This is a genomic window from Acidovorax sp. FG60, assembly GCF_057808995.1.
The window spans coordinates 221683-246048 of sequence record NZ_JBMDJC010000009.1; the positions used below are offsets into that span (position 1 = coordinate 221683).

General features: G+C 60.2%; 22 protein-coding genes, 3 tRNA genes and 1 pseudogene. 15 read left to right on the forward strand and 11 right to left on the reverse strand.

Annotated features, from left to right (window positions below; all coding sequences use genetic code 11):
* The first annotated feature begins 5 nt into the window (after positions 1-5).
* Both ACODS0_RS15615 and mutY read left to right on the forward strand, forming a co-directional pair.
* Complete coding sequence (locus ACODS0_RS15615) at positions 6-1967, forward strand: dynamin family protein (protein WP_055399056.1); 1962 nt, start codon at positions 6-8, stop codon at positions 1965-1967.
* Positions 1964-3034 carry an A/G-specific adenine glycosylase gene (gene mutY / locus ACODS0_RS15620; RefSeq protein WP_488835916.1) on the forward strand — a complete coding sequence of 357 codons (1071 nt, stop codon included), beginning with the start codon at positions 1964-1966 and terminating at the stop codon, positions 3032-3034. Before ACODS0_RS15615 ends, mutY begins: the two co-directional genes overlap by 4 nt.
* Positions 3035-3061: 27 nt before the next feature.
* Here mutY and rapZ read toward each other — a convergent pair whose 3' ends face one another.
* From rapZ to ACODS0_RS15635, 3 genes are read right to left on the reverse strand one after another with little or no spacing between them, the layout of a single operon-like run.
* Positions 3062-3925: an RNase adapter RapZ gene (gene rapZ / locus ACODS0_RS15625; RefSeq protein WP_121422498.1), complete on the reverse strand. Its 864-nt coding sequence runs from the start codon at positions 3923-3925 to the stop codon at positions 3062-3064.
* A complete protein-coding gene (gene recN / locus ACODS0_RS15630) occupies positions 3925-5595 on the reverse strand; it encodes a DNA repair protein RecN (protein ID WP_488835917.1) in 1671 nt (556 codons plus the stop codon). Before recN ends, rapZ begins: the two co-directional genes overlap by 1 nt.
* Before the next feature lie 2 nt (positions 5596-5597).
* Entirely contained in the window at positions 5598-6494 is an 897-nt protein-coding gene (locus ACODS0_RS15635; RefSeq protein WP_055399049.1) for an NAD kinase, read from the reverse strand.
* A gap of 28 nt (positions 6495-6522) precedes the next feature.
* Here ACODS0_RS15635 and hrcA point away from each other — a divergent pair, with 28 nt between their 5' ends.
* From hrcA to greB, 4 genes are all read left to right on the forward strand, one after another.
* Positions 6523-7527: a heat-inducible transcriptional repressor HrcA gene (gene hrcA / locus ACODS0_RS15640; RefSeq protein ID WP_055399047.1), complete on the forward strand. Its 1005-nt coding sequence runs from the start codon at positions 6523-6525 to the stop codon at positions 7525-7527.
* Positions 7528-7578: 51 nt separating this feature from the next.
* A tRNA-Ile gene (locus tag ACODS0_RS15645) sits at positions 7579-7655 on the forward strand.
* 206 nt (positions 7656-7861) lie between these two features.
* Positions 7862-7938 (forward strand) — tRNA-Arg (locus ACODS0_RS15650).
* Positions 7939-8016: 78 nt separating this feature from the next.
* Positions 8017-8583, forward strand: a complete 567-nt coding sequence (gene greB / locus ACODS0_RS15655) for a transcription elongation factor GreB (RefSeq protein WP_488835918.1) — start codon at positions 8017-8019, stop codon at positions 8581-8583.
* 71 nt (positions 8584-8654) lie between these two features.
* On the opposite strand, the gene ACODS0_RS15660 is transcribed toward greB, so the two are convergent.
* The 4 genes from ACODS0_RS15660 to ACODS0_RS15675 all read right to left on the reverse strand — a co-directional run bounded on the left by ACODS0_RS15660 (position 8655) and on the right by ACODS0_RS15675 (position 12829).
* The gene (locus tag ACODS0_RS15660; RefSeq protein ID WP_488835919.1) at positions 8655-10937 is read right to left on the reverse strand and encodes a RelA/SpoT family protein; all 2283 of its coding nucleotides are present in this window, start codon (positions 10935-10937) and stop codon (positions 8655-8657) included.
* Positions 10938-11033: 96 nt separating this feature from the next.
* A complete protein-coding gene (gene rpoZ, locus ACODS0_RS15665; protein WP_005794722.1) occupies positions 11034-11237 on the reverse strand; it encodes a DNA-directed RNA polymerase subunit omega in 204 nt (67 codons plus the stop codon).
* Positions 11238-11254: 17 nt separating this feature from the next.
* A complete protein-coding gene (gene gmk, locus ACODS0_RS15670) occupies positions 11255-11875 on the reverse strand; it encodes a guanylate kinase (protein ID WP_055399040.1) in 621 nt (206 codons plus the stop codon).
* Positions 11876-11911: 36 nt separating this feature from the next.
* A complete protein-coding gene (locus tag ACODS0_RS15675) occupies positions 11912-12829 on the reverse strand; it encodes a YicC/YloC family endoribonuclease (RefSeq protein WP_121422508.1) in 918 nt (305 codons plus the stop codon).
* A 75-nt stretch (positions 12830-12904) separates the two neighbouring features.
* Between ACODS0_RS15675 and ACODS0_RS15680 the strand changes: the two genes are divergently transcribed.
* The 5 genes from ACODS0_RS15680 to hemW all read left to right on the forward strand — a co-directional run bounded on the left by ACODS0_RS15680 (position 12905) and on the right by hemW (position 17733).
* On the forward strand, positions 12905-13921 hold the full coding sequence (locus ACODS0_RS15680) for a serine/threonine protein kinase (RefSeq protein WP_008905072.1): 1017 nt from the start codon (positions 12905-12907) through the stop codon (positions 13919-13921).
* Positions 13922-13949: 28 nt separating this feature from the next.
* Positions 13950-14852 (forward strand): PP2C family protein-serine/threonine phosphatase, encoded by a 903-nt coding sequence (locus ACODS0_RS15685; protein WP_431152021.1) that lies wholly within the window; start codon positions 13950-13952, stop codon positions 14850-14852.
* Positions 14853-15055: 203 nt separating this feature from the next.
* On the forward strand, positions 15056-15790 hold the full coding sequence (gene rph, locus ACODS0_RS15690; RefSeq protein ID WP_121507388.1) for a ribonuclease PH: 735 nt from the start codon (positions 15056-15058) through the stop codon (positions 15788-15790).
* A 76-nt stretch (positions 15791-15866) separates the two neighbouring features.
* Entirely contained in the window at positions 15867-16466 is a 600-nt protein-coding gene (gene rdgB / locus ACODS0_RS15695) for an RdgB/HAM1 family non-canonical purine NTP pyrophosphatase (protein ID WP_055399032.1), read from the forward strand.
* A 16-nt stretch (positions 16467-16482) separates the two neighbouring features.
* Positions 16483-17733 (forward strand): radical SAM family heme chaperone HemW, encoded by a 1251-nt coding sequence (gene hemW / locus ACODS0_RS15700; protein ID WP_228898689.1) that lies wholly within the window; start codon positions 16483-16485, stop codon positions 17731-17733.
* Between the two features lie 80 nt (positions 17734-17813).
* On the opposite strand, the gene ACODS0_RS15705 is transcribed toward hemW, so the two are convergent.
* A complete protein-coding gene (locus ACODS0_RS15705; RefSeq protein ID WP_082437489.1) occupies positions 17814-18143 on the reverse strand; it encodes an I78 family peptidase inhibitor in 330 nt (109 codons plus the stop codon).
* Between the two features lie 317 nt (positions 18144-18460).
* On the opposite strand from ACODS0_RS15705, the gene ACODS0_RS15710 reads away from it, so the two are divergent.
* Positions 18461-20212, forward strand: a complete 1752-nt coding sequence (locus tag ACODS0_RS15710) for a GGDEF domain-containing protein (RefSeq protein ID WP_055399028.1) — start codon at positions 18461-18463, stop codon at positions 20210-20212.
* A 357-nt stretch (positions 20213-20569) separates the two neighbouring features.
* On the forward strand, positions 20570-20752 hold the full coding sequence (locus ACODS0_RS15715) for a hypothetical protein (RefSeq protein WP_488835920.1): 183 nt from the start codon (positions 20570-20572) through the stop codon (positions 20750-20752).
* Positions 20753-20815: 63 nt separating this feature from the next.
* Here the strand turns inward: ACODS0_RS15715 and ACODS0_RS15720 are convergent.
* Together ACODS0_RS15720 and ACODS0_RS15725 are read right to left on the reverse strand one after the other, a co-directional pair.
* Positions 20816-20903 (reverse strand) — tRNA-Ser (locus ACODS0_RS15720).
* A 19-nt stretch (positions 20904-20922) separates the two neighbouring features.
* Positions 20923-21117, reverse strand: a pseudogene (locus tag ACODS0_RS15725) (urease accessory protein UreG); the annotation flags it as partial.
* 37 nt (positions 21118-21154) lie between these two features.
* On the opposite strand from ACODS0_RS15725, the gene ACODS0_RS15730 reads away from it, so the two are divergent.
* Positions 21155-22120, forward strand: coding sequence for a hypothetical protein (locus ACODS0_RS15730; RefSeq protein WP_488835921.1), 966 nt, complete (start codon positions 21155-21157; stop codon positions 22118-22120).
* Between the two features lie 163 nt (positions 22121-22283).
* Positions 22284-23966, forward strand: a complete 1683-nt coding sequence (locus tag ACODS0_RS15735; protein WP_488835922.1) for a hypothetical protein — start codon at positions 22284-22286, stop codon at positions 23964-23966.
* Positions 23967-24115: 149 nt separating this feature from the next.
* Here the strand turns inward: ACODS0_RS15735 and ACODS0_RS15740 are convergent, their stop codons facing one another.
* Complete coding sequence (locus ACODS0_RS15740) at positions 24116-24364, reverse strand: DUF2188 domain-containing protein (RefSeq protein ID WP_121943646.1); 249 nt, start codon at positions 24362-24364, stop codon at positions 24116-24118.
* Between the last annotated feature and the right edge of the window lie 2 nt (positions 24365-24366).

A 24366-nucleotide genomic window follows, 5' to 3' on the forward strand; every position in this document is an offset into this window, starting at 1 on the left:
GCAAAGTGGGACCTTCATTCAACGAACAGTTCGACCAGCATGGTGCCTGGCGGCGTGAGTTCGCCCAGCAACTCAAGCGGCTGGCCGAGTGGATGTCCTCGCACGAACTCATGGACGCAGCCGTCCAGGAGCGGCTGCAACGCCTGGAGGAGCAGGTTCGCAGCGACAAGGTCATGGTGGCGTTTGTTGCCGAATTTTCGCGCGGCAAATCTGAGTTGATCAACGCGATCTTCTTTGCAGACTATGGCCGCCGCATCATGCCTGCGAGTGCAGGGCGCACCACCATGTGCCCCACCGAACTTGGGTACGATGCCAGCGTGGCGCCCAGCCTTCGGCTGCTGCCCATTGAAACCCGACTGCAGATGCAGAGCCTGGCGGAGTGGCGGGTTAAAACGGACCGGTGGCAGGAGATCCCCCTGGATGTCGGAAACGCGGACCAGATTGCCAAGGCGCTCGAAAAGGTGGCCGAAGTACGAAAGGTCAGCCTGGACAACGCGCGGGCATTGGGCTTTTGGCACGATGATCTGACCGATGAAAACCCTGTGCCTGATGCCCAGGGCTTGGTGGAGGTGCCCATGTGGCGCCACGCCCTCATCAATATTCCCCATCCTTTGCTGAAACAGGGGCTGGTGATTCTGGACACACCAGGGCTGAATGCCGTGGGCGCTGAGCCTGAACTTACCGTCAACCTGATTCCGCAGGCGCATGCGGTGGTCTTCATTCTGAGCGCTGACACCGGAGTTACCCGCTCTGATTTGTCCATCTGGCGCGAGCACCTTGCCATTTCGGCGGACAGCATGGACGCCCGGCTGGTGGTGCTCAACAAGATAGACACCTTGTGGGACACGCTCAATTCTGCAGAGCAGGTGCAGGCGCAGATGGAGCGCCAGTGCAGTACGTCTGCAGAAATGCTGGGTGTTCCGCTGGACAGGGTTGTGCCCGTGTCTGCGCAAAAAGGGCTGGTCGCCAAGATCACTGCTGATGATCTGCTGCTGGAGACCAGCGGCCTGCCTGTTCTGGAAGAGGCGCTGGCCAAAGGAATCATGGGGCGGCGGCAGTCTATTTTGCGGGCGGCTGTGGCCAACGGCGTGGCCAGTTTGCGCACTGAGACTTCTAGGGTCATCAATATCCGACGCCGAGATCTTGACGACCAGATGGCCGAATTGCGAAGCTTGCGCGGCAAGAATGCGTCTGTGATCGAATCGATGCGGCACCGCATCGAACAGGAACAGCGGGAGTTTGACCTGAGCACTTCCAAAATCCAGGCGGTGCGTGCGGTCCATCTGAAGCTGCTTCGAGATGTATTTCAGCAGTTGGGAGCCAAGGCGCTCAAAGTCGAGCTTTCGGAATTGGCACAGACCCTGCAGCAAAAAGGGCTCAAGCTGGGTGTGAAGAAAATCTATCTTCAGACTTTCGACAAGTTGCGCGGTACGCTGGACAAAGCACAAGCGTCAGGCACTGAGATTCAGGCCATGTTGGGTGGCACCTTCAGGCAACTCAATGCCGAGTTCGGCTTTTCTCTGCAGGTCCCCTCGCCTCCGCAGCTGGAGCACTTTACGCACGATCTCAATCAGATCGAACAGAGCCATCTCCAATACCTCGGCATGGGGAACGCGCTCAAGCTGGCCCAGCCTGAGTTTGCGGAACGTCTGGTCCGGGCTCTTGCCATGCGTTTGCGCACCGTGTATGAATCGGCCGCGAACGATCTTGAACTGTGGAGCAAATCTGCTACGGCCCAACTGGATGCGCAGCTGCGTGAGCGTCGCCGTAGTTTTGCGCGTCGCATCGAGGCTGTGGATCGCATTCAGCAGGCTGCCAGCGGTTTGGTGGAGCGCATTGCGGAAATTGAAGCGAGTGAGGATGAGTTGGTCCAACTGGAGCAAAGGCTGCAGGAGCTGACCTCTCAGCTTGTTGCTCTGCCCGGTCTTGACTCCGTGACATCGGGTAGCCATCTGGTATCTGCATGAGCAGCGGTGGGCGGGAGGATGTGGCTGGGCTCGTGGTCGCATGGCAGGCGTCTCATGGCCGCAATCACCTGCCTTGGCAACAGACGCGCGATCCGTACCGGGTCTGGCTGTCCGAGATCATGCTGCAGCAAACGCAGGTTACGACGGTACTTGACTACTACGCGCGCTTTCTGGAGCGTTTTCCCGACGTAGTGGCCCTATCGCAGGCAGCGCAGGATGAAGTGATGGGTCTCTGGAGCGGGCTGGGCTACTACACCCGGGCTCGCAACCTGCATCGCTGCGCCCAGCAGGTTGTGGCAGAGCACGGAGGCTCCTTTCCTCGCTCCGCCGAGATGCTGGCTACCTTGCCGGGGATTGGTCGTTCCACCGCTGGAGCGATTGCCGCATTCTGTTTCTCTGAACGCGTGCCTATTCTTGATGCCAACGTGCGCAGGGTTTTGACGCGTTTGCTCGGCTTTGAAAAGGACCTCGCGTCGTCGGGAAACGAGCGTCTGCTCTGGAAGGAGGCGGAGTCACTGCTGCCGCAGAAAAATCTGCTTACGGCCATGCCCCGCTATACCCAGGGACTCATGGATCTGGGAGCGTCGATTTGTACGCCACGATTGCCACGTTGCGACCGGTGTCCTTTGGCGGGCCGCTGTGTGGCATTCAAAGACGGAGACCCACAACGCTACCCCGTCAAGACGCGCAAGCTGGCACGCCGGTCTGAGTCTTGGCAGCTTCTGGTACTTCGAAATTCTGCTGGTCAGGTGTGGTTGCAACGTCGCCCCTCTGCTGGGATATGGGCTGGCATGCATTGTGTGCCGGTCTTCGCCGACGGCGCCTCTTTGAACGGATATGTCAAATTCTTAGGTGATGCTTCTCGCATCTCCTGCAACGAACTCCAGCCTTTTCTCCATGTGCTGACACACAGGGATTTGCATCTTCACCCCGTGTTGGTCACGGGGGAGATTCCGGATCAGCCCACTGAAGAAGGGGCGTGGTTTGGGGTCAATGAGTGGTCCTCTATCGGCCTGCCTGCCCCCATCCGCAAGCTGCTTGATTCGACCCAAGCTCAGTTGTGGTGAGCGTGCCCAGGCTTTGTTGCGTAGATATCAGCGTCCGTCCAGCTCTCGGTGTCTCTTCAGGGTTGCCCAGCGGCTGCTCAAAACATCGGCTAGTCGTTCCACCAAGTAGACCGAGCGGTGCTGGCCGCCAGTGCAGCCCACCGCGACCGTGACATAACTGCGGTGGTTCCGGTCAAGCATTTCCAGCCAGTGCGCGAGAAATTGCTCGATATGCGCCTGCATCAGCGACACATCGGGTTGTTGGCGCAGGAAATGGGCGACAGGTTCGTCCAGCCCCGTCAGATCCCGCAGCGCAGGTTCATAGTGTGGGTTCGGCAACATTCGCACATCAAAGACGTAGTCAGCGTCCATCGGTATGCCACGCTTGAATGCAAAAGACTGGAATACCAGGGTCATCTGTCCCCGGGTGGTGACAAGCAAACTCTTCACGTAGCTTTGGAGCTGTGAAGCCCGTATGGTGCTTGTGTCGATCACATGCGACTGTTCTCGCAGTTCCGCCAGCAACTCGCGCTCCAATTCGATAATCTGCACGAGTGCTTTTCGACCCTGTTGAAGATCGTCGTGCGACAGCGGGTGGCGTCTGCGTGTTTCTGAGAAACGCCTGACAAGCGTATCGATGGTGGCGTCGAGGAAAACCGATTGCACCGAAACGCCCTCGCTCCTGAGCCGACTCAGCTCCTGTGGAACCTGATGCAATGAGGTGGCACTTCGAACGTCCATCGCGATAGCAACGCGGTTGCCGTGGTGACGGTGTTCCAGCGCCACAAAAGCTGGCAGCAGTTCTGGGGGCAGGTTGTCTACGCAGTAATACCCTGCGTCCTCCAGCGCATGCAGCGCCACGGACTTTCCTGATCCCGACATACCCGTGATTAAAACGATTTCAAGTGCCATCAGCCATGTCCTTCTCGTGCAACGGCCGCGAGATCCAGCATCTCGCTCGCGTGGGCGAGCGTAGTCTGGGTGGATCGTTCGCCGCCCAGCATGCGGGCAATTTCTGCCACACGGTTCTCGCCCTGCACCGTCGATACGGCGCTGGTGGAGCCATTCGGGCTCTTGCGTTTGGCCACCTTGAGGTGGTGGTGTGCGCAAGCCGCCACCTGCGGCAGGTGGGTGACCGCGAGCACCTGACGGTCGCTGCCAAGCTGTTGCATCAGCCGCCCCACTGTTTCAGCCACCGCCCCCCCTACGCCAGAGTCCACTTCATCAAAGATGAGCGTGGGGGCCATACCCAATTCACTGGTTGTTACAGCGATGGCCAGCGAAATGCGGGAGAGTTCGCCGCCCGATGCGACTTTGCCGATGGGTTTGGGTGTCATCCCGGGATGGCCCGCGACGAGGAATACCACGTCATCGATGCCGTGGTGCGAGGGCTCTGAGGCCTTGGTCATGGAAACCTCGAATTTTCCTCCCTCCATGCCCAGGCCCTGCATGGCTTGGGTAATGGCGTGAGACAGTTTCGGGGCGGCTTTGGCGCGACCCAGAGACAGCGCACGTGCCGACGCGTGGTAGGCCTTGGCACTGGCGGCCTCGGCGGTCTCCAGTCGTTCCAGATCTGTCGCTGCGTCCAGCCGGCGCATCTCCTCCTTCCAGCTCTGGTGTAGAGCCGGCAGCTCTGCTGGCGTGCGCTTGTAACGGCGTGCCAAGGTCATCCAGAGCGAAATGCGGGTGTCGAGTTCGGCCAGACGCTGTGGATCTATTTCCACGTGCCTCAGATACAGCTGCAGCGAGTGGAGCACGTCGCTGGCTTGTGCGAGGCTGGAAGAAAGGATGTCTGCGAGCGGTGCGAACTCGGGCTCAATATGCTCGTGGCTTTGGATAAGATCGTGCGCGCGTGCAAGCCCAGTCAGTGCACCAGCATCTTCATCTTGGAGGGCTTGGATAGCGCCCTCTGCCCCTTCCAGCAGCGCCTGCGCATGTGAGAGGCGTTTATGTTGTGCGTCGAGTTCTTCCCATTCGCCATCAATGGGTGCGAGCTTGTCCACCTCGTTGATCTGCCATTGCAGACGCTCACTTTCCTGCTGCAAATTAGCCTGGGCCAGGCGTGCTTGCTCCAGGGCTTTTTGATCCTTTCGCCATTGTGCCCAGAGCGCTGCGGTTTCTGATGTGTGCACCCCTGCAAATGCGTCCAGCAGGCCGCGTACCGAGTCGGGTCTTGTAAGGCTTTGCCAAGCATGCTGCCCGTGGATGTCAAGCAGGCTGTCTCCCAAAGTCCGCAGCTGGGCAGCAGTGGCTGGGGTGCCATTGATCCAAGCCCTGCTTTTGCCCTGAGAGTCCACGGTCCGACGCAAAAGCAACAGCTCATCAATGTCAAAACCCGCGTCCTCGAGCCATGGCTGGAGATGGGGTGGGCAATCGAACTCAGCGCAAAGATCCGCTTTGTCAGCGCCTTCGCGAACCACACCTGCATCGGAGCGTGCGCCCAAAACGAGTTGCAGTGCATCAATCAGGATGGATTTCCCAGCGCCTGTTTCTCCCGTCAGCACGGTGAAGCCGGAACTTAGGTCAAGTTCAAGCGCTTGAACGATCACAAAATCGCGCAGGGTAATCCGCCGGAGCGCCATGGTCAGGAGCCCCCTTCGTTCCAGCGCAATTTTTTGCGCAGGGTGGCAAAGTAGTTCCAGCCTTGAGGATGGAGAAACCGCACGCAGTGCTCTGACCTTTTCACCAGAATGCGGTCACCATGTAGCAGTGAGGCCAGTGACTGCATGTCAAAGTTGGCACTGACATCCCGGCCACTCACAACCTCAACCGCCACCTCGGTGGCATCCGACAGAACAATCGGTCGGTTGGAGAGCGTATGAGGGGCGATGGGCACCAGCACCCATCCAGGAATGGAGGGATGAAGCATGGGGCCACCGGCTGACAGCGAATACGCCGTTGACCCTGTGGGTGAGGCGATGATGAGCCCGTCTGCGCGTTGGTTCGCCACAAATCGGCCGCCGACCTCGACCCGCAATTCCACCATGCCTGAAGTCGCGCCTCGGTTCACAACGACATCGTTCATCGCGAGGGCTTCGAAGACGACGCGCTCGTCGCGCACGACCGTTGCGTGCATCAGCGGTCGCAAGTCTTCCTCGTATTCGCCCTGGAGCATGGGGGGCAGAGTGGCCTGATAGGTATCGAAAGGAATGTCGGTGATGAAGCCAAGCCGTCCCTGGTTGATGCCGATCAGGGGCGTCCCAAACCGGGCGAGCCGCCGACCTATGCCCAGCATGGTGCCGTCGCCTCCGACCACCAGGCCCAGATCGCATCGACTGCCTATCTCGTCTACATTCAGGACTGGATAGTGTGTGAGCCCGGTGTTGCTTGCGGTCTCAGCTTCCAGCATCACTTCGCAACCCTGGCGTTCAAGAAAATGGGCGATGTCTTCCAGGGCCTGGCGGGAGCTTTCACCGATGGAGCCCGCCGAAGAAGCTTGGTACTTGCCTATCAGTGCGACATGGCGGAAATTGGACGTCATCGCGAAATTACATCATTAAAATCATTCCATGCTCGATGACCGTGCCAAGTTGTTGCTCAAAGCGCTGGTCGAGCGCTACATCGCCGATGGGCAGCCCGTCGGATCCCGCACGTTGTCGCGCGCGTCTGGGCTGGATTTGTCTCCAGCCACTATCCGTAACGTCATGGCGGATCTGGAGGAGTTAGGGCTGATCGCGAGTCCCCACACCTCAGCCGGTCGCATTCCTACTGCACGAGGTTATCGGCTGTTTGTGGACACCATGCTGACAGTGCAGCGGGACCCTCTGACCCCTCCCCAGCTTGCGCCCGAACAGCCGCAAAAGGTGATCGCCAACGCTGCCCAGTTGCTATCCAATCTTTCTCAGTTCGTCGGTGTCGTTATGGCACCACGCAGAACATCGGTCTTCCGCCATATTGAGTTCTTGAGGCTGTCCGAGCGGAGATTTTTGGTCATCATCGTTTCGCCCGAGGGCGACGTTCAAAATCGAGTGATCTTCACGGACGTGGACTACTCCCAGTCGCAACTCATTGAGGCTTCCAACTTTCTGAACGCGCATTACGCGGGGCTTGCGATGGAGCAAGTGCGTGAGCGCCTGAAATCTGAGGTGGATGTGCTGCGCGGCGAGATCGCTTCGCTCATGCAGGCTGCGGTGAATGTGGGGTCTGAGGCTTTGTCCCAAGCGCAGGACGAGGTCGTGATTTCTGGTGAGCGCAACCTGCTGGCGGTCAGTGATTTCTCCAGCGACATGGGCAACTTGCGACGTGCTTTCGATCTGTTCGAACAGAAAACCCAGATTCTGCGGTTGCTGGATATCTCCAGCCAGGCCGAGGGAGTGCGCATCTACATTGGCGGTGAAAGCCATGTCGTGCCTTTTGAGGAGCTGTCCATCGTCAGTGCTCCGTATGAGGTAGACGGCAAAGTGGTCGGGACGCTGGGCGTGATCGGCCCCACGCGCATGCCATATGACCGGATGATTCAGATCGTGGACATCACATCAAAGCTGGTGTCCAACGCACTCAGCCATCGCAAGTAAAGCCCCTACAATACGGCGCTTGCCCCGTTGTATAGCGCTGGAGCATGGCTTGGGGCGTTAGCTCAGTTGGTTAGAGCAGAGGACTCATAATCCTTTGGTCGTTGGTTCAAGTCCAACACGCCCTACCACCCATTCATTCGAATGGGCGATCATCACGATCACGGCCAGTTTTCTTGTCGCAATGTGCGCCTTTCTTCTTTTGGAGTCTCTGGAGTGCATTACAATTGCGGCTTGCGTTGAATTGAGCTTTTGCTGATCAGGCCCATGTGGCAGGTGATAGTAAAAATGTTGATTTCAGGGGTTGCCAAGAAATCATGCTATAATTCGAAGCTTAGCGGCTGTAGCTCAGCTGGATAGAGTACTTGGCTACGAACCAAGGGGTCGTGGGTTCGATTCCTGCCAGCCGCACCAATGTTTAAAGCCTGCAATCGAAAGATTGCAGGCTTTTTCATTTGTCAAAGCGTTTCTCGCTGACGGGGGAGATCTTCCATGAGCAAGGCCTTTACCAAAGAAACCGATGCTTCCGACGAGGATGAATTGGTGTTGCCTGCGTTGCCTGCGGGCGGCAAGAACTACATCACTCCGGCAGGATACGCGCGCCTGCGTGATGAGTTGCTGGACCTGATTGACAACGAGCGGCCCAAAGTGGTCGAAGCCGTGCACTGGGCTGCCAGCAACGGTGATCGGTCTGAAAATGGCGACTATCTCTACGGCAAGAAACGTTTGCGAGAGATTGATCGGCGCATCCGCTTTCTCACCAAGCGGCTCGAGATTGCCGAAGTGGTGGATCCCAGCCTGCATGCGGGCAGCAATCAGGTGTTTTTCGGCTCCACAGTCACGTACATCGATGACGAAGGTATAGAGCGCACGATCACCATCATGGGCATCGATGAGGCAGACAGCCGGGAATCGCAGGTGAGCTGGATCTCGCCGGTGGCGCGTGCGCTCTTGAAGGCCCATGTGGGTGACGAGGTGATGCTGCCTACGCCAGGAGGCGTGCGAAGCCTTGAAGTGGTGGCAGTGCAGTATCCGCAGCGCGCCGCGCATGCGGACTGAGCGGGGTCCGCAACGCCGCTTTACGCCAAGCCCAGCATGGGTTGATTGCGCCGCTCAGCGCTGTGAAGTGCTTACGTGGCCCGCGGGGTGATGCGTGCAGCGCGAATGACGGCCTGGGTGCGCCGCAAGTTGCGCAGTGCGGTTTCGAGGTGGGTCTGATCTCGCACCGCCACAATGAAGCGCAAGTCCGTGGTGTCGAGGGCCGCCTCGTCATCCATATCCACATGGGTGATGTCAGCTTCTGAATTGGCCAGTTCAGCGGCCACGCGGGCGAGCACACCTTTGCCGTTGGTGACAGTCACCACGACCCCGGTTTCGAACATGCGCGTGGGCTCGTCCGACCAGTCCACCGCAATGAAGCGCTCGCTGTCCTTGTGCTGCAGCCGCTTGGCCACCGTGCAGTGGGCGTTGTGCACCACCAGGCCCTCGCCACGGCCCAGATAGCCCACGATGCTGTCGCCAGGTACTGGGCGGCAACAGGATGCGTACTGCACCGAGGCATTTTCGCTGCCATCCAGAGTTACCGCTCCTTGCGAAAGCGTCTCGTGGGATGTGTAGCGCTCCCGTGTCATGAGCAGCGCATCAGGACGATGGCCGTGTTCGGACATCAGCACCATGAGTCGCTTGGCCACGATGCTGGCGATGCGCCTGCCCAGGCCCAGGTCCGTCATCAGTTCGCTGCGGGTGCGGTTTCCTGTAAAGCGCAGCAGTTTGTCCCACATCGGTTGGGTCTCTGCGTCCTGGGGAGGGAGCTGCTCCAGGCCTTCCGCCCGGATGGCCTGGGTCAGCAGCTTCTCGCCCAGGCCTTCCGATTCGGTCTGTGCCAGCGTTTTCAGGTAGTGCCGGATCTTGGAGCGTGCGCGGCCCGTGCGCACAAAACCCAGCCAGGCCGGGTTGGGCGTGGATACCGGGGCTGTGATGATCTCCACCACATCGCCATTCTTGAGTTCGGTGCGCAGGGGCACTTGCTCATTGTTGATTTTTGCCGCCGTGGTGCGGTCGCCAACGTTGCTGTGGATGGCGTAGGCAAAGTCCACCACGGTAGCTCCGCGAGGCAGGGCCATGATCTGGCTCTTGGGGGTGAAAACGTAGACAGCGTCCGGGAACAGGTCCACCTTGACATGGTCCCAGAACTCGGCGGCATCGCGGGTCTCGTTCTGGATGTCCAGCAGGGACTGCAGCCACTTGGTCCCTAGTCGCTCGGCCGATGTGCCATCGCCGTCCTGCGCCTTGTACAACCAGTGCGCGGCCACACCAGCCTCGGCGATGACATGCATCTCGTCCGTACGCATCTGGAATTCGATGTTCACGCCGGAAGGGCCCACCAAGGTGGTGTGCAGGGATTGGTAGCCATTGAGCTTGGCGATGGCGATGTGGTCCTTGAACTTGCCAGGAACCGGCTTGTACATCTGGTGGAGCACGCCCAGGGCGGTGTAGCAGTCTGTCACCGTGGGTACGATCACCCTGAATCCGTAAATATCGGTGACCTGGGCAAAACTCAGGTGCTTGAGGTCCATCTTCTGGTAGATGGCGTACAGCGTTTTCTCGCGGCCGGCAAGGCGGACCTTCATACCGATCTTGGAGAAGGCGGTGTCCACCTCGGCCTGAACCTTTTGCACCAGATCGCGCCTGCGGTTGCGTGATTTGTTGACTGCCTTGGACAGCGTGGCGTAGCGCCATGGGTGCAGGTGCCGAAAGGCCAGATCCTGCAATTCCCGGTAAGTCTGGTTAAGGCCCAGGCGGTGGGCAATGGGTGCATAGATCTCCAGCGTCTCCGAGGAGATGCGGCCCCATTTGCTGCGCGGCATGTCCGACAGCGTGCGCATGTTGTGCGTGCGGTCTGCCAGCTTGATGAGGATGACGCGCACGTCGCGCGCCATGGCCAGCAGCATCTTGCGGAAAGACTCGGCCTGGTTCTCTTCGCGGGTGTTGAACTGCAGCTTGTCGAGCTTGGTCAGCCCATCTACCAGTTCAGCCACGGGGGCGCCAAAGCGGTCTATCAGGTCTGCTTTGGTGACGCCACAGTCTTCCATGGCATCGTGCAGCAGGGCGGCCATCAGCGCCTGGGCGTCCAATTTCCAGGTAGCGCACTGTGCAGCCACGGCAATGGGGTGCGTGATGTAGGGCTCACCGCTGTTGCGCAACTGACCCAGGTGGGCCTCGTCAGCGAAACGATAGGCTTGGCGCACCTGTTCGATGCTGGTCGCGTCCAGGTAGTCGAGGCTGTCTGTCAGCGCAGCAAAGCTGGCCGCAGCCGCATTGGCGGCCGCTGCGGCTGCCGACAAAGTTCCCGCCGTTGGTACTTCGCCGGGGCGGGCTTGCGTTGCAGAAGGTGAGTTGAGCACCGCGTTCATGCCTTAAATGTAGCGCGGGAGCGCATCAGGAGACTTTGGGGCAAAAAAAAGCACCGCTGTCGCGGTGCTCTTTGCGGGCTGCGCCCAGGAAAAAGCTCAACCAGGAACCTTCTTGAGCATTTCCAGGCCAACCTTGCCTTCTGCGATTTCCCGCAGGGCGGTCACGGCAGGCTTGTTGCGGCTTTCGATGCGGGGAGCGTGGCCCTGGCTCAGCATGCGGGCACGGTACGTGGCGGCCAACACGAGCTGGAAGCGGTTGGGGATCTTTTCCAGACAGTCTTCTACGGTGATGCGTGCCATCGTTTTACTCCGGGGATTCAGGTGATATTGAGCGACTGGAAGGTGTCAGCACGGGCGCGGCGCTGGGCGGCGTACTTGAGTCGCTGGGCGTGAACTACGGCTTTCAGGTCGAAAAGCGCGCGCTCAAACAACTCATTGATTATAACGAAGTCAAATTTGCTCACCTGGGCCATCTCGGTAGCCGCGTTCTTGAGACGGACTTCGATGACATCGGGGGAGTCTTCGCCCCGTCGTTCCAGGCGCGAACGCAGTTCTTCCCAGCTGGGGGGCAGGATGAACACGAGGATGGCATTCGCGAAGGCTTCCTTGATCTGCAGCGCGCCCTGAAAGTCGATTTCCAGGATCACGTCCGAGCCTTGTGCAATGCGCTCCTCGATCGCCTTTTTGGAGGTGCCGTAGCGGTTGCCATGTACATGCGCCCATTCCACGAAGGCGTTGCCTTCCACCATGGCATCAAACTCGGATTGCGACGCAAAGTAGTAGTCGCGGCCATGTTTTTCTTGCCCGCGCGGAGCGCGGGTGGTGTGGGAGATCGACAGGTGGACGTGGGAGTCCAGTTCCAGCAAGGCCTTGACCAGGCTGGATTTGCCTGCGCCGCTGGGGGCTGCAACTACGATGAGATTTCCGGGATAGTCCATAGTTGATGTGCGCGAAGCGCTATCAAAAAATGAGTGTTATTCGATGTTCTGTACTTGCTCGCGCATCTGCTCGATAAGCACTTTCATGTCCACGCTGATGCGGGTCAGGTCAAGAGCGGCAGATTTGGAGCCCAGCGTATTGGCCTCGCGGTGGAGCTCCTGGATCAGGAAGTCCAAGCGCTTGCCCACCTCGCCGCCCTTCTTGAGCAGGCGTTCGATCTCGTCCAGGTGGGAGTCCAGCCGGGTGATTTCCTCCGCCACATCAATGCGGATGGCAAACGCCGTGGCTTCGGTCAGCGCGCGGTCGCGGGCGGCCTCGGGCAGGGTGGCACCGTCGGTCAGCGCCATGGCTTCCTTCCAGCGCTCCATGAAGCGCAGCCGTTGCTGCTCGACCAGCAGCGGCACCATGGGGACGGCCTGTTCGGCCAGGGCGCGCAATTGCTTGACCCGGTCCAGCAGCATGGTGGCCAGGCGCTTGCCCTCCCGTTCGCGGGCGGCCATCAGGGCGGTCAGGGCTTCTTCGGCCAAAGCAGGAACGGCATCGCTCCAGTCCTCAGAGCCCGATGGGGCGTTGGCGCACAGGCGCAGGGCGTCGGCTACCGTGAGGGGCGCCGCGGTCGGCAGCCATGCCTTGACGGAATCTTGCAAAGAATTGAGCCGTTGCAGCAGCCGCGCGGGCGGGTCTTGCAGGGTGTTGCTGTCCTCGTTCTCCAGGGCGGCGCGGACTTCAACCTTGCCGCGCTTGAGGCGGGCGGTCAGCAGGCTGCGCAGCGCGGGCTCCATGGCACGCAGTTCATCGGGGAGGCGGAACGAAAGGTCCAGGAAGCGGCTGTTGACCGAGCGGATTTCCAGCCCCAGTCTGCGTGATTGGGGCGCGCGGGTGTCGTTTTCAGCGCCAGTGGCAGATGCGCCATGCTGTGCGCTGGCGTATCCGGTCATGCTGTAAACTGGCATTGGACTTTTTGATGGTTGCTTGCGATCCGGCGATTATCCGGGTTCCGCTCCACCCCCGAGTCATCTTCGCAAAATATGTCAAAAATCAAGCCGGCTCCTTTGCCGCCCGATACCGCAATTGGCGGCTACCGCGTGGTGCGCCGGTTGTCTTCTGGCGGCTTTGGTGTGGTCTATCTGGCCCTGGATGCCGAAGGGCAGCAGGTCGCCATCAAGGAATACCTTCCTTCGTCGCTGGCCACGCGTGCACCGGGCGAGCTGCTGCCCAAGGTGCAGTCCGAAAAACTCTCGCTCTACCGGCTGGGGCTCAAGAGCTTCTTTGAAGAAGGCCGGGCGCTGGCACAGATCTCGCACGCTTCTGTGGTGAGCGTGCTCAACTTCTTCCGCGAAAACGAAACCGTCTACATGGTGATGAACTACCTGGAGGGTGCGACCCTGCAGGACTTCATCATCACCGCGCGCGACCTGAAAACGCAGAAGGTCTTCCGCGAATCCACCATCCGCTCGCTGTTCGACGAGGTGCTGCGCGGGCTGCGCATCGTGCACCAGCACAAGATGCTGCATCTTGATATCAAGCCGGCCAACATCTTCATCACCGACGACAACAAGGCCGTGATGATCGACTTTGGCGCTGCGCGTGAGGTGCTGTCCAAAGAGGGCAATTTCATCCGCCCGATGTACACGCCCGGCTTTGCCGCCCCCGAGATGTACCGCCGCGATTCGTCCATGGGCCCCTGGACCGATATTTACGCGATAGGTGCCTGCATCTACGCCTGCATGCAAGGCTTTCCGCCCAACGAGGCGCCCCAGCGCATCGAAAAGGACCGCCTCTCGCTGGCCCTGACCAAGCTGCGTGGCGTGTACTCCGACAACCTCATCGAGGTGGTGGAGTGGTGCATGGCGCTCGATCCGCTGTCGCGCCCGCAGTCGGTGTTTGCTCTGCAAAAGGAACTCAGCCGCGAGGGCGAGCGCCGCTACACCAAACTGACGGTGGCCGAGAAGATGCGCCTGCAGCTCGACACCCTGGTGTCCGACACCAAGAAGAATGTGCAAAAGGTGGGTGAAGCCACCGGTATCGGAGCCAAACCCAAATGAACCCGAAGCCCTCTTTGCGTGAGTCGCTATGAAATTCTCGGTTTTCCAGATCAGCCGCCGTGGTGGCCGCGAGAAGAACGAAGACCGCATGGGCTATTGCTACACGCGCGAATCGGGCCTGTTTGTGTTGGCCGACGGCATGGGTGGCCACCCGGAAGGCGAAGTGGCTGCACAGATTGCACTGCAGACCATCTCGGCGTTGTTCCAGCGCCAAGCCAAGCCGCAGCTCAAGGATGTGCAGGAGTTTCTGTCGGGCGCGCTGCTGGCGGCGCACCACCAGATCCTGCGCTACGCCACCGACAAGGGCATGCTCGACACGCCGCGCACCACGCTGGTGGCAGCGGTTTTGCAGGGCGGCACGGCCACCTGGGTGCATTGTGGCGATTCGCGGCTGTACATGGTGCGCGACGGTGATTTGCTCACACGCACCCGCGACCACTCCTACATGGAGCTGCGCAACTCCCCACCGCCGGGCCTGGAGCGCATCAACCGCAACGTGCTGTTCACCTGCCTGGGCTCGCCCACCAAGCCCATTTATGACATCACCGGCCCGGTTTACCTGGAGCAGGGCGACCGCATTTTGCTGTGTTCGGATGGGCTGTGGGGCACCCTCAGCGACGAGGAGATTTCCACCCAACTCGGCCGCAACACCGTGTCGCATGCTGTGCCCGAGCTGGTGGAAGACGCACTGCGCAAGGCGGGGGACAGCAGCGACAACGTGACCGTGATAGCTCTGGAGTGGGAGACGCCCGACGCATTCGAATCCACCCAGGGCGTCTCGACCGACAGCATCAGCGACGACGTGTTTGCGTCCACTATCCAGGCAGGGCCACTCGATGGCCTGGTGGATGACCTGGACGATGCCGCCATCGAGCGGTCCATCGCCGAAATCAACGAAGCCATTCGCCGCTCGGCCGCACGGAAAGCATGACACCCCCCTGAGTCGCTGCGCGCCTTCCACCTTCTCTCGAATCGCTGTGCGATTCGGGAAAAGGGACACTGCCAGTGCACGCAAGGGAGACGCAGCTACGCAGCCTGGGCGGCCCTTGCGCGGCGGTCGGTGGCCTTGGCCGCGCGTTTCGGGCGAGCCTTTGGTCATGCATGAGGCTCGCCCGTTTTTCTACTGAAAATTCTATGACCACCTTCACCCGCACCGGCGACCGAGCCGCCCACCAGCTGCGCCCTGTGCGCATCACCCGCCACTACACCATGCATGCCGAGGGCTCGGTGCTGATCGAGTTCGGCAACACCAAAGTGCTCTGCACCGCTTCGGTGGAAGAGCGCGTGCCGCCCCACAAGCGCGGCAGTGGCGAGGGCTGGGTCACGGCCGAATACGGCATGTTGCCCCGCGCCACCCACACCCGCAGTGACCGCGAGGCCGCGCGGGGCAAACAGACCGGCCGCACGCAAGAGATCCAGCGCCTCATCGGCCGCAGCCTGCGCGCGGTGTTTGACCTCAAGCTGCTGGGCGAGCGCACCATCCAGCTCGACTGCGACGTGATCCAGGCCGATGGCGGGACCCGCACCGCTGCCATCACCGGCGCCTGGGTGGCAGCGCAGGATGCGGTCAACCAGCTGCTGGCCAGTGGCAAGATCACGCAGTCCCCCCTGGTGCAGCCCGTGGCCGCCATCTCGGTCGGCATCGTGCAGGGCACGCCGCTGCTGGACCTGGAATATGTGGAAGACGTGGACTGCGACACCGACATGAACGTTGTGATGACGGGCGCAGGCCACTTTGTGGAAGTGCAGGGCACGGCCGAAGGCGTGGCGTTTACCCGGACGGAGATGGACCAGCTGCTCGCGCTGGCCGAAAAAGGCATCGCAGAGCTGGTGCAGTTGCAGCAACGGGCGCTGCTGGAAACCCCCTAACCCTCTAACCTGATATTGCTCACTAATTGATAGCTGCTTGCGCTTGATGGATAGGCGCTAGATGCCAATTTGAATCATGAAAATCGTTCTAGCATCCAACAACCGTGGCAAGCTGGCCGAGCTGCAGTCCATGTTCGCGCCACTCGGGGTCGAGCTGGTTCGCCAGGCCGACTTGGGCGTGGGTGAGGCCGAAGAGCCATTTCGCACCTTTGTGGAGAATGCCTTGGCCAAAGCCCGCTTTGCCTCGGCCCACACCGGCCTGCCCGCCTTGGCGGATGACGCCGGTATGTGTGTGGATGCCTTTGGCGGCCTGCCGGGCGTCGATACCGCCTACTACTGCACCCAGTTTGGCTACGAGAAGAGCGACGACAACAATGTGCGCGCCCTGCTGGAGCAGTTGCACGGCGTCGCCAACCGCCGCGCCGCCATGGTCAGCACTCTGGTTGCCGTGCGCAGCCCGCAAGACCCTGAGCCGCTGATTGCCGTGGGCCGGGTGGTGGGCGAGATCACCACCGAACCCCGGGGCAGCAACGGATTTGGTTTTGACCCTGTGATGTTTATCCCCGAATTCGGCAAGACCTTTGCCGAGCTGCCTGTGGAAGTGAAGAACGCCCACAGCCACCGGGGCCGCTCGGCCGCGCAGATGCTGGCGCTGATGCGCGAACGCTGGCTGTAGAAGGGACGACAAGAACGTGGCCCACATCCCGATCACGCCGCAGGCTGAGGCCGAACCCGCCGTGGTGCGCGACATCCAGCACTACATGCGCCCCGGCCTGCTGCAGCTGCCCAGCCTGCCGCCCCTGTCGCTGTATGTGCACCTGCCCTGGTGCCTCAAAAAATGCCCGTACTGCGACTTCAATTCGCACGAGGCCCGTGGCGACGGAGCGGGTGACAACGGGGTGCCCGAGCAGCGCTACATCGACGCCCTGATGGCCGACCTGGAAGCCGCGCTGCCCCTCATCTGGGGCCGCACGGTGCACAGCATCTTCATCGGCGGCGGCACGCCCAGCCTGTTTTCACCAGCCGCCATTGACCGGCTGATCGGCGACATCCGCGCCCGCCTGCTCCTTGCGCCCGACTGCGAGATCACCTTGGAGGCCAACCCCGGCACGTTCGAGAAAGACCGCTTCCGCGCCTTCCGGGCGGCGGGCGTTACGCGGCTGTCGGTGGGGGTGCAAAGCTTCAACGACCAGCACCTCAAGGCCCTGGGCCGCGTGCATGACCGCAGCCAGGCCTTGGCGGCGGTGGAAGAGGCTGCCGCGTCGTTTGACACCTACAACCTCGACATCATGTACGCGTTGCCGGGCCAGACGCCGCAGGAGCTGGAGCAGGACATGTTGACGGCATTGGCCTTCAAGCCGCCGCACATCTCCATCTACCACCTCACCATCGAGCCCAACACCTACTTCGCCAAGTTTCCCCCAGCCATCCCCGAGGACGACCAGGCCTACGCCATGCTCGACCGCATCACCGAGATGACGGGCCAGGCGGGCATGGCGCGCTACGAAATATCGGCCTATGCGCAGCCCGGCCACCAGTGTTTCCACAACACCAACTACTGGCAGTTTGGTGACTACCTGGGCATTGGCGCGGGCGCACACAGCAAACTCAGTTTTGCGCACCGCGTGGTGCGCCAGGTGCGCTTTCGCGACCCAGGCCGCTACATGGACAACGCCCTGGCCGGCAGGGCTGTGGCGCAGGATGAAGACGTGCGCCGGGCCGAGCTTCCGTTTGAATACATGCTCAACGCCCTGCGCCTGCGCGGTGGTTTTGCGCTGCAGGATTTCATGGATCGCACGGGTTTGCCGCTGACCACCATCGCCAAGGGGTTGAAGGCGGCCGAAAGCAAAGGTTTGATCGAGCGCGACCTGACCCATGTTCGCCCGACAGAGCGGGGCTTTGATTTTCTGAGCGACCTGCAGGAGCTGTTCCTGGCAGACTGACCGGGGCTACCACTGATGCCGTGGCGCCGCCGCACCTGCCTATGGTTGGCGCTGTGTGCAGCGCACCGTCCCCCGCGTGGTCAGCCGCAGCGCACCGCCACAATGCGGCCGTTGGCATCCACCTCCAGGTTGAGCCGCTGGGCATTGAATTCCTTGGTGATGATCTGGCCGGGGCGCAGGACGCGGGCCATTTGTGCGCCCGACCGCACCCGGGCCAGTTCCACCACCGATGCCGTGCTGTTCTGCCCCACCGCCGACTGGGCCGGCTGGGCGTTGCACAGGCCGCCTGGCGCGGGCTCTGCCGGCGCCGGGCTGCCAGAGGGGGCCGGGGGCTGGCCTTGGCTGGCGCAACCCGTCATCAGCGCCGCAACCACCAGGCTGCCAGAGATGCCAAAAGGGATTTTCGTCATGGGGGAGGCTCCAGAAAACAAGACCCTCACCATACCGGAAGCACTGTGAGCGCGGGTGTCCACGCGTAACACGGGGGGAGGGCGGTTGTCCCTCCAGCTGGTTGGATGACTTGATGAGGGTCAAGAAAATGTTGACTGAATGCGACAGGCCGCGCGCCTCCCTTGCACGAAGGGTGCCCGGCGATGGTTTGCCGTAAGGCCCTGTCCGCACAATGGACTGTTGGTGGTCTGCGCCCCGCACTGGGTAGACAGAACACCGGGGCCAGTGTGGAGCGCACGGGCTTCTGGCAACCGAGTTTGTGCATCCCCGAACCACCATGTCCGACGATCCCATCTTCAGCCTCATCCACTCTCTCGGCGACACCCTGGATGGTCTGGACGTTGCCTTGTGCGCGTTTGACGAAAACGATTGCACGCTCGCATGGAACCGTACGTTCTTCAAGTTCTTCCCGGAGCATGAGGGGCATGTCTACGTGGGCGAGCCCTACCACGCCAATCTGCGGCGCTTTTACACCGAGCGGCTGGATGCGCAGGAGCTGCCCAATATCGACCGCTACATCGCGGCAGGCGTGGAGCGGCACCGTGCACAGACGCGCCCCTACAGCTTTGAGCACCGGGGCCTGCGGGTCCACGTATCGTCGTTGCCGATCGCCGGTGTAGGGCGCGTGCGGGTCTGGCGTGCAGAGGCGGTCCAAAGTCCACAAGAACAGGAAAAGCTGGAGAAGGTGGGCGATGTCAACATCCACGAGCCCGGCTATCCGCGCAGCCCCATGGTGGAAAGCACAGAGCTTTTTGACCGCATTCCCGATGGCTTGATGATCTGTGGGGAGGACCAGCGCATTCAATGGGTCAACGAGCCGTTCATGCAGATGTACAGCCTTGTTGATCGCGCCGCTGCAACGGGCCTGAGCTTTGAGGACATTTACCGGGGGGCCTGGGCTGCGGATGGGCCGGGTGACATGGCGCCCTTTTACGAGGGGCTCACCATCCTGCACGAACACATGCGGTTTGCAGGCGCACCGTTTGAGGTGCCCTTGCCCCGCAACCGCTGGAGCCGCGTGATCGCCAAGCAGGGCTTGGACGGGACCGTGTTCTATGCACATGTGGATATCACCGAGTTCAAGCGCCAGCAACGTCGGCTTGCCCAGGCAGAGCGCAGTGCCCGCGACAGCGAGGCACAACTGCGTGAGAAGTCCATCCTGCTGGAGGCCACGTTGGAAAACATGGACCAGGGCGTGGCCAAGATCAGTGCCACGGGCATTGTGGAGCTGTGCAATCGTCGCGCGCTAGAGCTGCTGGATTTGCCCGTCGAACTGATGGCCTCCAAGCCCTCGCTGGTGAATGTACTGGCCTACCTGCGCGCACGGGGCGAGTTTGACGGGGCCTCGCAAGAGATCCAAGACATGCTGCTGAACAGTGACGGCGGGGTCGATCAGCAGCAGGTCTATGACCGCCCCCGGCCCGACGGGCGCATCCTGGAGGTCCAGACCGTGCCCATCAAAGGTGGAGGTGCGCTGCGCACCTTCACCGACGTGACGCAGCGCAAACAGGCCGAGCACCGCATACGGCATGTTGCCGAACACGATGGACTCACGGGGTTGCTGAACCGCTCGGCCTTCCTGCAAACCCTTCAGGCGGCGGTGCCCGATGCGCGGCGCCAGGGCCAGGGCTTTGCCGTGTTGTATGTGGACCTGGACGGCTTCAAGCCCATCAACGACCGCTTCGGACATGCCGTGGGCGACCAATTGCTGGCGTGGGTGGCCCGGCAGCTCGCCCAGGCGGCGCGCGAAAACGACGTGGTGGCGCGGCTGGGGGGCGACGAATTTGCCCTGCTGCAGCGTGGCGTCTCTGACCGCGACAGCGCTCTCCGGCTGGGCGAGCGCCTGGTGCAGGCCATTGCCCAGCCGACGGAGATTGAATCGCATTTCATCCAGATCGGAGCCTCTGTAGGCATCGTGATGTCGTCCGCCGACGCCACGAACGCCGAAGAGCTGCTGCGCAAGGCCGATTCCGCGATGTACCTGGCGAAAGCCTCTGGGCGCGGTTGTGTGCGGATTTATGGTGCGTGACCGCCCAGCGTGCACGCGCCGGGTCAGCGGGCTTGGAAGACGTCCTTCAGAAAGTCGAAGATGTCCTACACACCTCGGTCACGGGGCGGCCTACTATTTGTCCGTCGATACCCCGTCGACATCCCTCCCGCTTGCACAAGCAAGTGTTCAGCCCGCACCCAGCGGGCTTTTTTTTGCCCGTTTCCCGTCCTGCCATTGCCTGCACCGCTAACCGCAAGACATGGGACTTGTCATGAATGAGCAGGTGAATACTGGGTTCTTTGACCCCATCCTCTGCACGTTGCGCTAGGGGGCTGCATCATTCACAGCCAGGTGGGGTGTCATCGTGGGGCCACCGCTTTTGATTACAAAACCAGAATGATTCTGTACAAGCCCGGGGCGCAATTCATCTACAAGGGCCGACGTGTCAGCGTGGACTACGTCATCATCCGAAGAACGGGCCTGTGGGTCCGATTGGCCGGCAGTGAGGAGGTGTGCCGACCAGAAGATCTGACACCCATTTCGCCCCATGCTTCTGGCTTGCCCGAAGGCCGCCACTGACGGCGGGAAGGGGGTGGCGCACAAAGCACAACGGGCCGTGAAGGCCCGTTGTGCTGGATGTTTTGGCGGAGACTGTGAGATTCGAACTCACGGACGGTTGCCCGTCGGCAGTTTTCAAGACTGCTGGTTTAAACCACTCACCCAAGTCTCCGGGAGGGAAGGCGCGAATTCTAGCTGACTGCGGGTGCTGATTTTTTCAGCATGCCCCGGGTCTCGATGAACTTCACCACATCGGCCACGCCTGCCAGGGTTTTGAGATTGGTCATCACAAACGGCTTGAGGCCCTGGGCGTTGGTGCGCATGCGGGTGGTGTCGGCATGCATCACGTCCGGGTTGGCGCCCACGTGGGGGGCCAACGAGCTGCGGCGAGGATGGGTAAGCTGATGGGTAGGAGGGGCGGATATGACATACACACTGCGTGTCTCGGCAAGGACTCTAGAAACATTGGGCATCACCGGTATCGAGACTCCTGTGCAGATACAGCTAGCCGGGAAGCCCGCAACATTCGTGATGCAGCACCGAAGTTTGATCGTAAAGATCTCAGAGTTTGCGACGGAAGCTGAAGCAGAGGCATTCTTGCCACGTATTCATGCCGGACTGTGGAACATCGCGTTAGTCCGGAACTTACCGTTCGTCTTGGAGCAGGGCAGGGGAGACATCACCTATGCCGATGACCCAGTCCAAGCCGGAAAAAATTTGGCCAGAGGTTTCGACTTGGAAGATGACGCCCCGGTTCATGGACTCGGCAATGCGGGGGGATACACAATTTTCAAGACGGACGAGAACATCAAGTTTGTTGCCTTTGGCGAAGCGTCTTTGCACACCGCATCAGCCTTTGCCACATTGGCGCCCCTGCTAGAAGAGGCGGTGACGGAGTGTGATGAGCGCGTGCTCACGGATACCAAAATTGCAACTGCTATTTCGCTGTACTTGGGGCAATTTCTGGAGACCTCCATGAGGGCCCGATTGCTGACGTTGATGATGGTGTTGGAAGTTCTAGCTCCAGACTTGCCCAAGCACGAAGCCGCTGTCGCGATGCTGCAGAAGATGATGCTGGATATCAACAAGCGCCTTCTTGAGGATATCGATGAAGAGGAACGTGTCGCTCTTGAGTCGCTACAGAGAGAGTTCGATTTCCGTAAAGAGACTTCAATACGCAGGCGCGTACGCGAACTGGTCAGGACTGGCGCAGGATTGGCACACGTAGATCGCAGTCAGCTAGCTCGTGAAGTTGTGCGAGCCTATGACCTCAGAGGGACGATTGTGCACACCGGTGTTGCTAGCGACGACGATGTTTATACAGCCCACGACACCATTTTCCATACGGTGAAGGCCCTTCTCCGGGGCAGGCTAGGGCTTCAGCAATGACCTATCTTGTTTCCTTGTAATTTGAGATGGGTGGCACCTTGCCACTCGAAACTTACGCATCATCCCGAGCGATTCGCCGAGACGACAAGCGGTTTCCCCCGAGAACTTCTATCCAGGCGAACCCTGCTTTGCTCCAGTCATCGACAGAGATTACGCAAGAACTATGTCATCCAGGACCTATACCGAAGAAGAAGTTCAAGACCTTACCGACCGTGTTTTCCTCCTGAAGGAGCACGTAGAGGCTGGCAAGATGCGATTTGCTCGCCAGGACTTGGCGGACGGATTCTGGCGTAGCTACGAAGCCATTCGGCTCCGACCCGATGGCAAAGTCGATCCTACTTCTCTCAATGGACAAATCCGCGCGTCAACCCTCGCATTGGTTGCGATGAGGCAGCGCGAAGATGCTAAGAACTCCTTGAGCTTGGCAGAAGTCCAGGAAACCTACTTTGCGTTTCTCTTCAGAGAGTTTGGATGGATATATGAGCAGATGAACAAAGCGCAGGCAACGCCGTGGGAGGCGGCCGAAGTTGCATCGCGGGACAGCGACATCATGCAGAGTCTCTCCGGCGCTTTGCCGGACATGGTCGATGCGGTTCGCGAGTTCTGGTCTGCAGTCGGCGATGCGGCTGGCTATCACCTTCAAGACAGTCGACAACTTAAGGCTGTTTTCGCAGGGGATATTTTCCCAGCGCACTGGGAGAATGCTGTGTCTACGGCAGGGCTCTATATCGACACGATCATCTTGCCTTGCCCTATTACTAGGCTAGGTGCTCTGCTGAAAGCCGAACCTTCCACGCAGATTATCAAGGCGATCATCAAGCACGTCCTTACTGCAATGACCTACAGAGACATTGCTCTTGCGGATGTCGAACCTCCAATAGCAATGATTGTCCCCAACCCCGATGATGCAGATGAAGAAGATCGGAAGGGTTTGATTCTTCGGGCAACACCCGCCATTTGTGCTCACGCAAGGTATCTCTTCGACCGGACCTTCGAAAGCGTGGACGCCTTTCATGAGTTCTGTGCTCATCTCAAGACAGTGGATCAAGTGATTAAGGAGTTGAAGCGCCCGGACCGGTTGATCTTCGACGTAGAGTGGGGGAAAAATCCAGTTCAGCAGCTTTCGATGTCGCTCCAGGAAAACTCCCACTATCCAGGGATGGGCGCGACAAATGCAGGCCTGCATGTTTTTTCCGGAAGCATCGGCAGAATGCCTCAGGCTATGGGGGCTCAACAGGCTGCGATTCATTTTGGTGGGTCACCGTTCATAAATGCTGAAACCGCTTGGCTGCATTTCACTTGGCTGCTGGAGTACCAAGGTAACCCCCGCGAAGATGCCCTGACCAACCGACAAAGCATGCATGTGGTGCGGGCATTGGTTTCGGAGTCGCAGAAAAATCTTGAGTGGCTAGGCAATGTTCCGCCAGAGACCGTGTTGGAGATTCGCAAACGCGGCTTGGCTAGCGAACTGCGTGAGCTCCTGGGACACGGCGTACCAAACCTTATTGGCATCAACCCCGATAACTACTTCCGGACGGCCGATCAGGTCGTTGAGAACTTGAACTCGGCGTTTAGCAAACACCAGCAGTCCCTAAGAGAAGCGCGACAGAAGAAACTTCAGCTTTATGGAATTGACGTTGCCGCGTGTACAGCTACTGGAGCGGTTGCCGTAGCAGCCGCGTTGACGGGCAACGTGACCTTAGGGGCAATTTCTGGTGCGCTGGGCGTTGCCGGTCTCCCAAATCTCAAGGACATCAAGACTAAGTTCAAGCAGATATCGGCTGAAGACAAGACTCGCCGAGAATCGCCTACCGGATTGCTGTTTAGCCACGTCAAAAGGCATTGACCAAAGCCTGTTTGATCTTGGCTTCCAGCTACAACCTAACGGCGGAACATACTGGCGGGCTGGCTTTACCCCAAATTTCCCTGAGCCTTGGAGCGGGACTGTCCATGCTTATCTCGCAGAGACAATCATTGCGCCGGAGCGCTGACTACTCAGTGCTCGCTGTCCCGTGGAGGGACCGGGTCATTTCCGGGGGCAATGGTGTCCTTGCTCCGGATCAAGCCATTGACGCCCTTGGTGGTGAGTTCTCCGCCTCCCTGTTTACTGAGCATTTCACGCGCAGCTTGCTCAGCTTCACGTTGCGTGGCATGCAAACTTGAGGCACGTTCCGCATCATTGCGCTTGTTCACCCACGAGCCGTCCTCGCGGCGGAATACCATCCGATCTTGACCTTTGCTCATTT

Coding starts and splice junctions, on each gene's coding strand:
- mutY (WP_488835916.1), top strand. CDS start 1,964: ATGAGCAGCGGTGGGCGGGAGGATGTGGCTGGGCTCGTGGTCGCATGG.
- rapZ (WP_121422498.1), bottom strand. CDS start 3,925: ATGGCACTTGAAATCGTTTTAATCACGGGTATGTCGGGATCAGGAAAG.
- recN (WP_488835917.1), bottom strand. CDS start 5,595: ATGGCGCTCCGGCGGATTACCCTGCGCGATTTTGTGATCGTTCAAGCG.
- ACODS0_RS15635 (WP_055399049.1), bottom strand. CDS start 6,494: ATGACGTCCAATTTCCGCCATGTCGCACTGATAGGCAAGTACCAAGCT.
- hrcA (WP_055399047.1), top strand. CDS start 6,523: ATGCTCGATGACCGTGCCAAGTTGTTGCTCAAAGCGCTGGTCGAGCGC.
- greB (WP_488835918.1), top strand. CDS start 8,017: ATGAGCAAGGCCTTTACCAAAGAAACCGATGCTTCCGACGAGGATGAA.
- ACODS0_RS15660 (WP_488835919.1), bottom strand. CDS start 10,937: ATGAACGCGGTGCTCAACTCACCTTCTGCAACGCAAGCCCGCCCCGGC.
- rpoZ (WP_005794722.1), bottom strand. CDS start 11,237: ATGGCACGCATCACCGTAGAAGACTGTCTGGAAAAGATCCCCAACCGC.
- gmk (WP_055399040.1), bottom strand. CDS start 11,875: ATGGACTATCCCGGAAATCTCATCGTAGTTGCAGCCCCCAGCGGCGCA.
- ACODS0_RS15675 (WP_121422508.1), bottom strand. CDS start 12,829: ATGCCAGTTTACAGCATGACCGGATACGCCAGCGCACAGCATGGCGCA.
- ACODS0_RS15680 (WP_008905072.1), top strand. CDS start 12,905: ATGTCAAAAATCAAGCCGGCTCCTTTGCCGCCCGATACCGCAATTGGC.
- ACODS0_RS15685 (WP_431152021.1), top strand. CDS start 13,950: ATGAAATTCTCGGTTTTCCAGATCAGCCGCCGTGGTGGCCGCGAGAAG.
- rph (WP_121507388.1), top strand. CDS start 15,056: ATGACCACCTTCACCCGCACCGGCGACCGAGCCGCCCACCAGCTGCGC.
- rdgB (WP_055399032.1), top strand. CDS start 15,867: ATGAAAATCGTTCTAGCATCCAACAACCGTGGCAAGCTGGCCGAGCTG.
- ACODS0_RS15705 (WP_082437489.1), bottom strand. CDS start 18,143: ATGACGAAAATCCCTTTTGGCATCTCTGGCAGCCTGGTGGTTGCGGCG.
- ACODS0_RS15710 (WP_055399028.1), top strand. CDS start 18,461: ATGTCCGACGATCCCATCTTCAGCCTCATCCACTCTCTCGGCGACACC.
- ACODS0_RS15715 (WP_488835920.1), top strand. CDS start 20,570: ATGATTCTGTACAAGCCCGGGGCGCAATTCATCTACAAGGGCCGACGT.
- ACODS0_RS15730 (WP_488835921.1), top strand. CDS start 21,155: ATGACATACACACTGCGTGTCTCGGCAAGGACTCTAGAAACATTGGGC.
- ACODS0_RS15735 (WP_488835922.1), top strand. CDS start 22,284: ATGTCATCCAGGACCTATACCGAAGAAGAAGTTCAAGACCTTACCGAC.
- ACODS0_RS15740 (WP_121943646.1), bottom strand. CDS start 24,364: ATGAGCAAAGGTCAAGATCGGATGGTATTCCGCCGCGAGGACGGCTCG.